The organism is Aeromonas sanarellii (assembly GCF_000820085.1).
In the GTDB taxonomy this organism is placed as follows: Bacteria; Pseudomonadota; Gammaproteobacteria; order Enterobacterales; family Aeromonadaceae; genus Aeromonas; species Aeromonas sanarellii.
Genome location: NZ_CDBN01000097.1, coordinates 1 through 12,439, shown reverse-complemented (window position 1 = coordinate 12,439; position 12,439 = coordinate 1). Strand labels below are relative to the sequence as shown.

Here is a 12,439-nt window from a genome sequence, read left to right as displayed (position 1 = left end):
TCGCCCGCGCCAAGGCCAAAAAAGCCGCCCAGGCTGCGGGGGACGACGCCCTGAGCGAACCCCCGCGGGAGCACCGGGACGAGGCCCCACCCGCATCGACCCTGGCCGAGCCCGCCGACGCCGATCCCAAGAAGGCCGCCGTGGCCGCCGCCATCGCCCGCGCCAAGGCCAGGAAAGCCGCCCAGGCTGCGGGGGACGACGCCGTGAGCGAGCCCCCTCAGGAGCACCGGGACGAGGCCCCACCCGCATCGACCCAGGCCGAGCCCGCCGACGCCGATCCCAAGAAGGCCGCCGTGGCCGCCGCCATCGCCCGCGCCAAGGCCAGGAAGCTGGCCGCCGAGGCCGCGGCCTCTTCCCCTTCCTCTTCGACCGACAAGAGCCACTGACCCATGTTCAATATCGCGAGTGCGCCCTTTGCCCACAACCGCAGGCAGACCCAGACCATGATGGTGCTGGTGATCCTGGCCTGCCTGCCGGGTTTTCTGGCCCAGACCTGGTTCTTCGGCTGGGGGACCCTGATCCAGATCCTGCTGGCGCTGGTCACGGCACTGGGCTGTGAGGCCTTCGTCCTTCGCCTGCGCGGGCGCCCCGTCAAACCGGCGCTGCTGGATGGCAGCGCGGCCCTCACCGCCGTGCTGATCGGCCTCGCCTTGCCCCCCCTGCTGCCCTGGTGGATGCTGGTGATCGGCACCGCCTTTGCCATCATTATCGCCAAGCACCTCTATGGGGGGCTCGGTCAGAACCTGTTCAACCCCGCCATGGTGGCCTATGTGCTGCTGCTGGTCTCCTTCCCGGTCCAGATGACCAGCTGGCTTCCCCCCTCCAGCATCGCCGCCTATGACATCGGCTTCGGCGATGCGGCCTCGGTGATCTTCACCGGCTTCAGCCTGGACGGCTACAGCATGCTGCAGCTCAAGCAGGGGGTGGATGGCCTGACCATGGCCACGCCGCTCGATACCCTCAAGACCGGGCTGACCCAGGGACTCACCGCTAGCGAGGTGATGACCCACAAGGTGTTCGAGGGCTGGGGTGGCATTGGCTGGAGCTGGGTCAACCTCGGCTACCTGCTGGGGGGCCTCTTCCTGTTGCAGCAGAAGGTGATCAACTGGCGCATTCCGGCCGCCGTGCTGGGCTCACTGCTGCTGGCATCCACCTTGGGCTATCTGGCGACGCCGGATGCCACCGCCACCCCCATGCTGCACCTGTTCAGCGGCGCCACCATGCTGGGCGCCTTCTTCATCGCCACCGATCCGGTGAGCGCGAGCACCACGGCGAAGGGGCGCCTGGTCTACGGTGCCCTCATCGGGGTGCTGGTCTATCTCATTCGCCGCTTTGGCGGCTACCCGGACGCCTTCGCCTTCGCGGTGCTGCTGGCCAACCTGTGCGTGCCGCTGATTGACAGCCTGACCCGCCCCAAGGTCTATGGAGCCCGTCGCAAATGAACCCATATCTGAATTGCCGGACACGCGAGACGGAGAGCCTCCCATGTTGAAGAGCATGCGCAAGAACGGCCTGACCCTGGCCCTGTTCGCTCTGGGTTGCACCGCCATGGTGATGCTGACCAACGAGCTGACCCGGGATCGCATCGCCCACCAGCAGCAGCTGGAGCAGTTGCGCACCCTCGGGGCCCTGCTGCCGGAGGGAAGCTATGACAACGATCTGGTGGCCAGTTGCAAGCTGGTCAGGAGCCGGGAATACCTGGGCAGCGATCAGCCCATGCCGCTCTATACCGCCACCCTCAAGGGGGTGCACACCGGCTACGCGCTGGAAACCGTGGCCCCCGATGGTTACAGTGGGGCCATCCGCATGGTGGTCGGCACCGACGCCAAGGGTGCCATCAGCGCGGTGCGGGTACTGACCCACAAGGAGACCCCGGGCCTGGGGGACAAGATAGAGCTGAAGAAGTCCAACTGGATCGACAGCTTCGTCGGCCGTACCCTCAATGCAGAGAACGAGGCCAGCTGGGCGGTGAAGAAGGACGGGGGCGAATTCGACGCCTTCACCGGCGCCACCATCACCCCCCGGGCCGTGGTCAAGGCGGTGAAAAACCTGCTGCTGCTGCAACAGGAGCACCCCGAGTTGCTGCGGGACGCCCCCTCCTGTGACGCCACCCCCTAACGCCGGAGCACAAGCTATGGAACAAGTCGACGTGATTGACGGGCAGGGCCCGATCAGCGAGAGCAATGGCCGCCGCGAGGAGCTCAAGGAGCTGATGCTGCAGGGGCTGTGGAAGAACAACCCCTCTCTGGTGCAGGTGCTGGGACTCTGCCCCACCCTGGCCGTTTCTTCCACCTTCACCAATGCGCTGGGGCTGGGTCTTGCCACCATGGTGGTGCTGATAAGCTCCAACCTCGCCATCTCCCTGGTGCGAAACTGGGTGCCCAAGGACATCCGCATCCCGGTCTACGTGATGATCATCGCGGCTCTGGTCACCAGCGTGCAGCTCTTGATGAACGCCTACACCTACGGCCTGTATCAGGCGCTCGGCATCTTCATCGCCCTCATCGTCACCAACTGCGTCATCATAGGCCGGGCCGAGGCCTATGCCTCCAAGAACCCCCCTTTGCTTGCGGCCGTCGACGGCTTCATGATGGGGCTCGGCTTCACCCTGGTGCTGCTGGTGCTGGGGGGCCTTCGCGAGATCATCGGCATGGGCACCCTGTTCGACGGTGCCGACCTGCTGCTGGGGGACTGGGCCAAGTCCCTGCGCATCGAGCTGTTCCACGCCGATGCCAGCCTGCTGCTGGCCATACTGCCGCCGGGGGGCTTCATCGGCCTTGGCCTGCTCATCGCCGGCAAGAATGCCATCAACGACTGGATGGGCCGCAAGCAGGCCGCCGACAGGGCCCACTGCAGCGTGCCGGCGGCGGGCGCCCGCGCCACCCAGCTCTGAGACAAGAGAGAGCCATGAACAACCAGAAACGCAGGCAGATCCTGGAGCGACTGCGGGACGACAATCCGCACCCCACCACAGAGCTCAACTTCACCACGCCGTTCGAGCTGCTCATCGCCGTGCTGCTGTCGGCCCAGGCCACGGATGTGAGCGTCAACAAGGCCACCGACAAGCTCTATCCGGTGGCCAACACCCCGGCCGCCATGCTGGCCCTCGGGGTGGAGGGGCTCAAGGAGTACATCAAGACCATCGGCCTGTTCAACACCAAGGCCGAGAACGTCATCAAGACCTGCGCCATCCTGCTGGAGCGCCACGGCGGCGAGGTACCGGAGGATCGCGAGGCCCTCGAGGCCTTGCCGGGGGTGGGTCGCAAGACCGCCAACGTGGTGCTCAACACCGCTTTCGGCTGGCCCACCATCGCCGTCGACACCCACATCTTCCGGGTGTCGAACCGCACCGGCTTCGCGGTGGGCAAGAACGTGGATCAGGTGGAAGAGAAGCTGCTCAAGGTGGTGCCCGCCGAGTTCAAGCTGGACGTGCACCACTGGCTCATCCTGCACGGCCGCTACACCTGTCTCGCCCGCAAGCCGCGCTGTGGCTCCTGCATCATCGAAGACTTGTGCGAATACAAAGAGAAGGTCTATCCCGAAAGCTGATCCGCAGGGCGCGGCCTGACATGCAGGCGTCTGCGGAGCCGGGCCTCGGGCCATCAGGCAGTACCAATCACCAACCCGGAGAATTGAGCAATGAGAATTCTGCATACCATGCTGCGCGTCGGCGATCTGCAACGCTCCATCGACTTCTACACCCGAGTGCTGGGCATGAAACTGCTGCGCAAGAGCGAGAACAGCGAGTACAAGTACACCCTGGCCTTCGTCGGTTACGGCGACGAGAAGGACGAAGCCGTCATCGAGCTCACCTACAACTGGGGCGTGAGCGAGTACGAGCTGGGGTCCGCCTACGGCCACATCGCCCTGGAAGCGGATGACATCTATGGTACCTGCGAGGCGCTGCGTGCCGCCGGCGCCAAGATCACCCGCGAGCCGGGCCCGGTCAAGGGGGGCACCACCGTCATCGCCTTCGTGGAAGATCCGGACGGCTACAAGATTGAGCTGATCGCCAAGAAGGATGCCGGCACCGGTCTCGGTACCAGCGTCTGAATCCGTGCTGGCGGTGATACAAACAACGGGGCCCTGGGCCCCGTTTTCATTGGCAGGCCGTCAGGCCAGGCGAAAGCGCCCCATGGTCTGGCGCAGCCCCGCCGCCAGCTGACTCAGCTCCAGACAGGCGCGGGCGGTGTGATCCGCCCCGCCCGCCACCTCGTTGGCGGAATCGTTGATCCGCGCCACGTTGCGGCCAAGCTCGTCGGAGACCGCATCCTGCTCGCCACAGGCGCTGGCGATCTGGATCGCCATGTCGGCGATCTGGGCGACCGCCTCCTCGATCTGCTGGATGCCCGAGCCGGTCCGCTCGCTCTGGCTCACGCACTGACGGATCATCTCGCAGCTCTGGCCGGTCACCGCCTTCGCCTAGTTGGCGCGAACCTGCAGGGTCTCGATGATGGCGACGATCTCGCCGGTGGAGGCCTGGGTGCGGCCCGCCAGGGTGCGCACCTCGTCGGCCACCACGGCGAAGCCGCGGCCCTGCTCCCCGGCGCGGGCCGCCTCGATGGCGGCGTTGAGTGCCAGCAGGTTGGTCTGCTCGGCGATGCCGCGGATCACATCCACCACCAGGTTGATCTGGGCCGATTCCCGCTCCAGCTCGGCTACCAGGGTCCCGGCCTGCTCCATCTCCTCGGCGACCCGGGTAATGGCCACTAGGGTGCCCTGCACATCCTGATTGCCGCGACGAGCCAGGGCATTGGCGGAGCTCGCGGACTCGGAGGCGACCTCGGTGTTGCCCGCCACATCCGCCACCGTCGCCTTCATCTGGGCCATGGCGGTCGCCACCTGGGCGATCTCCTGTTGCTGGCTCTGGATCCCCTGGGCCGACTGCTCGGAGACGGTGCTCACCTCCTCGATGGCGGCGCCCAGCTGGGTCACGGCGGCGATGACCTCCTCGATGAGGCCCCTCAGGTTGTCCTGCATCTTGAGGGAGGCCCTGGCCAGCATCTCGAGCTCATCCTGTCCGATGTGCCGGCGATCCAGATCGTGGGTCAGATCCCCCTGGGCGATGGCGTTGGCCTGGGCGACCACGGCCTGCAGCGGCAGGCAGATCTGGCGGGTCAGGAACCAGGTCATGACCCCCATGAACAGCAGCAGGGCGCCTATGCTCGCCGAGGCGAAGAGCGTCACCCTGTTGACGCTGCCAAGCAGGCTGCCGCGGTTCTCCCGCACGAAGCCCAGGTTCACCTCCACCAGGGCGTTCACCGACTGCTCCAGTTCGCTATAGGCGGCATTGGAGCCGAACAGCACGTCCCTGGCCTGCTCCCTGTCCCCCAGAGAGAACAGCTGATCGACCCGGTTGACCGCCCCCAGATACTGCAGCCAGTGCTGCCTGACCCGGTTGAACGCCCGGCGTTCGTGCTCGGCCCCCACTGTGGCCTCATAGGCGCCGAGCGCCTGCTCCACCTTGCCCAGGCTCTCCTGGATACGACCGCGGCGGACCTGCCTGTCGACGACATCCTCCACCATCAGCAGGGCAAACTGGGCGCGCCGCACATAGGAGACGTCGTAGAGCAGGTTTTCCACCGAGATGACGCTCGGCAGGGTGGAGTCGGTGAAATTCAGCACCCGGTCCCGCACGCCGCGCAGTTCGCTGGCGAGAAACAGCCCGAACAGTATGTTGATGACGGCGATGACCGAGAAAACGGCGGCAATCTTCTTGCCGATGGAGAGATGCTTGTAAGACATGTTGGCTGGTGATCCTCGACTGCGAAGACGCAGTGACACAATGATCACATCCGTGTAAGCGGTGACCCGAGACTCCTGACGGGAAATGACGACGCGCGAGCAAGGACGGGGCCTTTCCCCTCCCCTCGCCACCCCGGGCCTATGTCGTTCGGCCCGGGAGCCCGCTACAGAGCGACCACCCGAGAGCCAAACTTGAACCGATTGTCGCAATCGCCCCGGCGCCATGGACAAACGGGGGGCCAGGTTATGTAATGGCACCCTCGTCTCTTGATCACAGCGCCCGAGGCTCCATGGAAAACGCGTCGACACTCTCCCCCTCCTGGTCCGTCCAACTGCGCGAGCAGATCCAGGCTCGCCCCCTCGTCGCCCTGGGGCTGCTGCTCGCCCTGGCCGCCGTCCTGCTGCTCCTGTTGCAGAGTCTGGTCGTGCTGGCGGCCGGTGACATCACCGCCGGCATGCGCTATGGCCTCATCGGCGGTGCCGCCGGCTTTGCCGCCACGGCGCTCGGCGCCCTGCCGGCCCTGTTCCTGCGGGCCGTTCCCCAACGGGTGGAAGACGCCATGCTGGGTTTTGCCGCCGGCATGATGCTGGCCGCCAGCGCCTTCTCCCTGTTGCTGCCGGGCCTCGAGGCCGCGGAGGGGATCACAGGCGACGGCTTCCTCGCCGCCGCCGTGGTGGTGACGGGCATGGCTCTCGGCGTCCTGCTGATGCTGGGGCTGGATCAGTTCACCCCCCACGAGCACGACAAGACGGGGCCCTGCGGTCCCGGCCACGAGAGCTGCTCCCGGGTCTGGCTGTTCGTGTTCGCCATCGCCCTGCACAACCTGCCGGAGGGCATGGCCATCGGGGTCAGCTTCTCCCAGGGTGACATGGCCGTCGGTCTGCCGCTCACCACCGCCATCGCCCTGCAGGACATTCCCGAGGGGCTGGCGGTGGCGCTCGCCATGTGCGCCGCCGGTTTTCGTCCCCCGCTGGCCGTGCTGGTGGCCATCGCCAGCGGTCTGCTGGAACCGCTCGGGGCCCTGCTCGGGGTGGGGCTCGCCAGCGGCATGGCCATCGCCTATCCCATTGGCCTGGGGCTCGCGGCCGGCGCCATGCTGTTCGTGGTCTCCCACGAGGTGATCCCCGAGACCCACCGCAACGGCCACCAGACCCACGCCACCCTGGGCCTCATGGTCGGCTTTGCCCTGATGATGACCCTGGATACCGCGCTGGGATAACGCGTCGGCCCCCCGTGCACTCCGTAGTCTTCCACAAAGCGCTTCCCGAGCGGCTGGCCCTGTTCGCCAGCACACTGCAACGGCTTGCAGAGCGCGGCGAGCCGGCCGCCCTTGTCCAGCACTACCACTGACGCAGGAGATGCCCCGCCAGCCCCATAGGAATGCTCGGCGCCATCGCCAAGTTTTGTTATCATCCCCGCCAACTTTTTCGGCCCAGCGGCCATCGAGACGAGGTAGATGATGAAAGTAGGTATTATCGGCGCCATGGAGCAGGAAGTGGCCCTGCTGCGCAGCCAGCTGAGCGAACCCACCACCCTGCAACTGGGCGGCTGCGAGTTTTATCAGGGCCGCCTGGCCGGTAAAGAGGTGATCCTGACCCGCTCCGGCATCGGCAAGGTCGCCGCCAGCGTCGCCACCAGCCTGCTGCTGGAAAAATTCGCCCCCGACTGCGTCATCAACACCGGCTCCGCCGGCGGTTTCGCCCAGGATCTGCACATCGGTGACGTGGTCATCGCGAGCGAGATGCGCTTCCACGACGTGGACGTGACCGCCTTCGGTTACGAGATGGGCCAGATGGCCCAGCAGCCCGCCGCCTTCCCCTGCGATGACAAGCTCATCGCCCTGGCCCAGGCCTGCATCGCCGAGCAAGGCAAGCACCAGACCAAGGTCGGCCTCATCTGTACCGGTGACCAGTTCATGTGCAAGCCCGAGGCGATTGCGAAAGCCCGCGCCGACTTCCCGCAGATGCTGGCAGTCGAGATGGAAGGGGCCGCCATCGGCCAGGTGTGCCACATGTTCAAGGTGCCCTACCTGGTGGTGCGCGCCATGTCCGACATCGCCGGCAAGGAGCAGGTGGAATCCTTCGATGCCTTCATCGAGGTGGCGGGTCAACACTCCGCCGAGGTGATCATCGCGCTGCTCGGTAAATTGTGATCGATACCCTCTCCTGGGACGCCCTGATGGCTGCCCTCGCCTCGACGACGGCGGCCATCATGGTGGGCGCGGCCCTGCTGGAGGCTCTGCTGCCCTGGCCGGCCCGCTTTCGACCCGGCGCCGTCGTGCCCCTGCTGACCCGCCTCGGCCAGAAGGTCTATCGCCCCGACGGTACGCCCCGCCAGCAGGGCCAGGCCGGGCTCCTGGCCCTGCTGGTGGTCTGGGTGCCCTGCGCCGCCGGCCTCTGGGCGGTGCGCAATCTCGCCCTGTCGGAGCCCCTGTTCGACCTGCTGTTTCTGTTGCTGATGCTGGAATCCCGGCCCCTGCGCGAACTCGCCCAGGGGAGCCGCGCCCTGGCCACCCAGGAGACCCTGGTGGTGGCGAGGCTGCAGGCGGCGCCCTGGCTCAGGCGCGAGACGGGGAAGCTGTCGGTGATGGGGCTGAACAAGGCGGTGAGCGAGACCTGCGTGCTGCGCCTCGTGGGCCAGTGGGCCGGCCCCCTGCTGGGCTTTGCCCTCGCCGGGGTGCAGGGTGCCCTGCTTTGGCGCCTCGTCCAGCTGATGAACCAGGCCTGGAGCCCGAAGCAGGCCGAGTTCGTCCACTTCGGCCGCCCCGCCGCGGCGCTGTACCAGGGACTCTGCGCCCCCGCCATCCTGCTGCTGGCGCTCCCCCTGTGCCTGACCCGGCTGCGCCGCCTCGGCGGCAGGCTGCGCCCCGCCCTGCACTGGCCCTATCCGGCCATGGGCTGCCTGCTCGCCCTGCTGGCCCTGACCACGGGCAACCGGCTCGGCGGCCCGCGCTACTATCGGGGCCAGCTGGTGCGCTTCCCTGTGCTGGGCGAGGGGGAAGAGCCCGATGCCCTCCTGCCCCGGCGCCTGCTGCACCGCCTGCTGCTGATCGGCTGGGGCTGGCTGACCGTGGCATTGCTCCTGACCCTGCTGGTACTGCACCATGGCTAATCCCTTGCACTGGCGGGCCCTCTGCCTGCTGCTCTGCCTGCTGAGCGCCCCCCTGCTGGCCGCAACGCCTCCGGCGCCACAGCGCATCATCACCCTCACTCCCCATCTGACCGAGCTGTTGTATGACATCGGAGCCGGGGATCGCATCGTCGCCACCGACGACGCCTCCGATTATCCCCCCGAGGTGGCGCCCCTGCCGCGGGTCGCCAACTATCGCAGCATCAACCTCGAAGCCCTGCTGGCCCAGAAGCCGGATCTGGTGGTGGCCTGGCGCTCGGCCCAGGCCCGCATGCTGGCACCCGTCGAGAAGCTCGGTATCCCCGTCTTCTACTCGGAGCCCACCGACTTTGCCTCGCTGGCCACCGAGATGCGCAGCCTGGGGCGCCTGCTTGGCGTCGAACAACAAGCCGACGCCAGAGCCGACGCCTATCTGGCCAGACTCAATGCCCTGGCGGCGCGCTATGGCAAGCCCAAGTCCGTCTCGGTCTTCTACCAGCTCTGGTATCCGCCGCTGACCAGCGTCAATGATTCGACCTGGCCCGGCCAGGCCATCACCCTGTGCGGCGGCCGCAACATCATGGCCAAGGCGGCGACCCCCTATCCCCAGGTCGGGCTGGAGCAGGTGATCAAGGCCGACCCTGATCTCATCCTGGCCGGCAGCCAGGACCCTGAGGTGCTGGCGCACTGGCAACAGTGGCCCATGCTGGACGCCGTCAAGCAGCGGCGGCTCGCCCTCATCAACGCCGATGAGCTGCACCGCTTCACCCCCCGCGCCCTCAACGCGGTGGAGCAGGTATGCGAGGCGATCGAGGATGCGCATACGGGACAAGGTGCTGATTAGTAGACCCATCATGTTAAGACAGCATGATAAAATTCAAGTTTTTCACCACATGCGTCGATATCTGTAAAGTCATCATTTTCTCGGTCGATCACATTCTTCTTGCAAGACTCTGGAGTCTTATTTGTTACTATATGATTCATCAATGTTTTTTTAAATGAGATGCTCACTATGTTCAATGATAAAACGATCCTGATCACCGGTGGCACAGGCTCTTTCGGCCAGCTTTTTATCAAGACCATACTGGAGCGTTATGAACCCCGTCGCTTGATCATTTACTCGCGCGACGAGTTGAAACAGTTCGAGATGCAGCAGGAGTTTAACGACCCCTGCATGCGCTATTTTATCGGTGATGTCCGAGACGCCAACCGGCTTACCATGGCAATGCGTGGCGTCGATTACGTGGTTCATGCAGCAGCACTGAAACAGGTTCCAGCCGCTGAATACAACCCCATGGAGTGTATTAAAACCAATATCCATGGTGCAGAGAACGTCATCCAGGCCGCTTTGCTCAATCAAGTCAAAAAAGTTATTGCCCTCTCCACTGACAAAGCCGCCAATCCAATCAATCTCTACGGTGCCACCAAACTGGCATCAGACAAGCTCTTCGTGGCAGCAAACAACATTGCGGGGCAGGATCCCACCCGTTTTGCCGTGGTTCGTTACGGTAACGTTGTGGGTTCTCGCGGCTCTGTCGTCCCCTTCTTCCAAAAGCTGATTGATCAGGGTATTGATGCCTTGCCCATCACCCATGAAGAGATGACTCGTTTCTGGATCACCTTGCAACAAGGGGTGGATTTCGTTCTGGATAATTTTGGGCGGATGAAGGGGGGGGAAATATTCGTTCCCAAATTGCCATCTGTTCGCATCACAGATTTGGCCAGTGCCATGGCACCAAACCTGCCACACAAGATCATCGGCATTCGCCCGGGAGAGAAGCTCCATGAAGTGATGTGCCCTGCCGATGACTCTTATCACACCTTTGAATTTGATGACTTCTTCGTGATTGGCCCAACCATCAACTTCAATAATCGAAACAACGATTTCTCCAAAACGGCGGCGGGCGAAAAAGGAAAAATGGTAGAGCAGGGCTTCGAATACAACTCTCGCAGCAACCCTGACTTTTTCTCTATTAAACAGCTGCAGAAGATGAACCAGAGCAAGGTAGCAGAATGATCCCCTACGGCCGTCAATCTATTAGCCAGGCAGATATCGATGCTGTTGTGGACGTTCTCAAGTCCGACTTCCTGACCCAGGGACCCGTCGTCCCCCGCTTCGAGCAAGCAGTAGCCGATTACTGTGGTGCCAAATTCGGGGTGGCAGTCAATTCAGGTACCGCAGCACTCCATATAGCCTGTCTGGCACTTGGCGTTGGCCCCGGCGACTGGGTCTGGACATCCCCCATCAGCTTTGTTGCATCCGCCAACTGTGCTCTCTACTGCGGTGCACAAGTCGATTTTGTCGATATTGAACCGGATACCGGTAACATGTGTGCTTTGGAGCTGGAGAGGAAGCTGATTGCAGCCAAGGCGGAAGGAAAGCTACCCAAAGTAGTCATACCGGTGCACTTTGCCGGCCTCCCCTGCGATATGAAAGAGATCCATCGGTTGGGGCAAGAATATGGCTTTCGGATCATCGAAGATGCCTGTCACGCCTTGGGGGCTCGCTATCACGATGAACCCACCGGCAACGGCCGATACAGCGACATCACCGTCTTCAGCTTCCACCCGGTGAAGATCATCACCACAGGCGAAGGGGGGATGGCCATGACCAACGACCCTGCGCTTGCCAAGACGATGTGCATGCTCCGTAGCCATGGCATCACCCGTGAACCGGAAGACTTTATCAATGAGCCAGACGGCCCTTGGTACTATGAGCAGCAGATGCTCGGCTTCAACTACCGTATGACCGATATCCAGGCGGCATTGGGGCTGAATCAAATGGCGAATCTGGACGAATTCTTGGACAAACGCCGAGCAATTGCCACCCGCTATCAGGCTGAACTACCCGAACTAGATATTGAGGTACTGGCCAATCGAGATGATCGCCTGAGCGCATGGCACTTGTTTGTCATCAAAATACAGGCAGAAAAAAGAAAAACACTGTTCGAGCAACTACGAGCAACGGACATCGGGGTGAATGTGCACTATATTCCGATATTTTCTCAACCTTACTATCAGCCAGAATTCGGAGCGACAGTGGGAGCTTCAAGAAATTTTTATCAGACCATCATCAGTCTTCCATTGTATCCCATGCTATCCGCAGATCTACAGGGGAATGTAATCCAATCCCTCTCCCCGTGACTTAACCCATTATAAATGAGATAACCGATATGAATGAATACCCAACATTACATGCCACACAAACAGAGACAACAATAACCATACTTCAATTACTTCTGAAAATTGCTGAGCGGCAAAACGGGAATACGATATAAACCAAGTCCGGTTGCTCGAAAAACTCATTGGTTTTGAGCAGGGGAGTTTTCCTTACCATGAATTTTTAAACACGTGGAATAAACTTACCGCCACACTATTTTCAGCACCCCACTGGTTTTCACTTCTGATGGATGAAATTGATAATTCGCTATCAGAACGCATTCATTTGTTTTTCAATAAAAATGGCTTCCGGATCATTCTAATCAGAAGGATTATATAGAATGGAATAAGAAAATAGAAAGCACTGAATATAGAACCCATAAAGTCACACCCTTATTAAAACAAATTGTATGGAGATGGTATTCA

General features: G+C 62.7%; 11 protein-coding genes and 2 pseudogenes. 12 read left to right on the top strand and 1 reads right to left on the bottom strand.

Annotation, left to right across the window (positions count from 1 at the left end; translation table 11 throughout):
- From BN1132_RS20150 to gloA, 6 genes and pseudogenes are all read left to right on the top strand, one after another.
- A pseudogene (locus BN1132_RS20150) lies at nucleotides 1-386 on the top strand (electron transport complex subunit RsxC); the annotation flags it as partial.
- A 3-nt stretch (nucleotides 387-389) separates the two neighbouring features.
- Complete coding sequence (gene rsxD / locus BN1132_RS18230; protein WP_042079245.1) at nucleotides 390-1,442, top strand: electron transport complex subunit RsxD; 1,053 nt, start codon at nucleotides 390-392, stop codon at nucleotides 1,440-1,442.
- Between the two features lie 43 nt (nucleotides 1,443-1,485).
- Nucleotides 1,486-2,118, top strand: coding sequence for an electron transport complex subunit RsxG (gene rsxG / locus BN1132_RS18225; protein ID WP_042079244.1), 633 nt, complete (start codon nucleotides 1,486-1,488; stop codon nucleotides 2,116-2,118).
- A gap of 16 nt (nucleotides 2,119-2,134) precedes the next feature.
- Nucleotides 2,135-2,893, top strand: coding sequence for an electron transport complex subunit E (locus BN1132_RS18220; protein WP_042079243.1), 759 nt, complete (start codon nucleotides 2,135-2,137; stop codon nucleotides 2,891-2,893).
- Between the two features lie 14 nt (nucleotides 2,894-2,907).
- Nucleotides 2,908-3,549 carry an endonuclease III gene (gene nth / locus BN1132_RS18215; protein ID WP_042079242.1) on the top strand — a complete coding sequence of 214 codons (642 nt, stop codon included), beginning with the start codon at nucleotides 2,908-2,910 and terminating at the stop codon, nucleotides 3,547-3,549.
- A 90-nt stretch (nucleotides 3,550-3,639) separates the two neighbouring features.
- A complete protein-coding gene (gene gloA / locus BN1132_RS18210; RefSeq protein ID WP_042079241.1) occupies nucleotides 3,640-4,053 on the top strand; it encodes a lactoylglutathione lyase in 414 nt (137 codons plus the stop codon).
- 60 nt (nucleotides 4,054-4,113) lie between these two features.
- Here the strand turns inward: gloA and BN1132_RS18205 are convergent.
- Nucleotides 4,114-5,745, bottom strand: a pseudogene (locus tag BN1132_RS18205) (methyl-accepting chemotaxis protein).
- A gap of 290 nt (nucleotides 5,746-6,035) precedes the next feature.
- Between BN1132_RS18205 and BN1132_RS18200 the strand changes: the two are divergent.
- The 6 genes from BN1132_RS18200 (at nucleotide 6,036) to pseC (ending at nucleotide 11,998) form a co-directional block, all read left to right on the top strand.
- On the top strand, nucleotides 6,036-6,965 hold the full coding sequence (locus BN1132_RS18200; protein ID WP_042079240.1) for a ZIP family metal transporter: 930 nt from the start codon (nucleotides 6,036-6,038) through the stop codon (nucleotides 6,963-6,965).
- Between the two features lie 240 nt (nucleotides 6,966-7,205).
- Nucleotides 7,206-7,898, top strand: a complete 693-nt coding sequence (gene mtnN / locus BN1132_RS18195) for a 5'-methylthioadenosine/S-adenosylhomocysteine nucleosidase (protein ID WP_042079239.1) — start codon at nucleotides 7,206-7,208, stop codon at nucleotides 7,896-7,898.
- 26 nt (nucleotides 7,899-7,924) lie between these two features.
- Complete coding sequence (locus BN1132_RS18190; protein ID WP_042079247.1) at nucleotides 7,925-8,857, top strand: cobalamin biosynthesis protein; 933 nt, start codon at nucleotides 7,925-7,927, stop codon at nucleotides 8,855-8,857.
- Nucleotides 8,850-9,698: an ABC transporter substrate-binding protein gene (locus tag BN1132_RS18185; protein WP_042079238.1), complete on the top strand. Its 849-nt coding sequence runs from the start codon at nucleotides 8,850-8,852 to the stop codon at nucleotides 9,696-9,698. The genes BN1132_RS18190 and BN1132_RS18185 overlap by 8 nt, the downstream gene beginning before the upstream one ends.
- Nucleotides 9,699-9,866: 168 nt before the next feature.
- Nucleotides 9,867-10,871, top strand: coding sequence for a UDP-N-acetylglucosamine 4,6-dehydratase (inverting) (pseB, locus tag BN1132_RS18180; RefSeq protein ID WP_042079237.1), 1,005 nt, complete (start codon nucleotides 9,867-9,869; stop codon nucleotides 10,869-10,871).
- Entirely contained in the window at nucleotides 10,868-11,998 is a 1,131-nt protein-coding gene (gene pseC / locus BN1132_RS18175) for a UDP-4-amino-4,6-dideoxy-N-acetyl-beta-L-altrosamine transaminase (protein WP_042079236.1), read from the top strand. Before pseB ends, pseC begins: the two co-directional genes overlap by 4 nt.
- Nucleotides 11,999-12,439 lie beyond the last annotated feature (441 nt).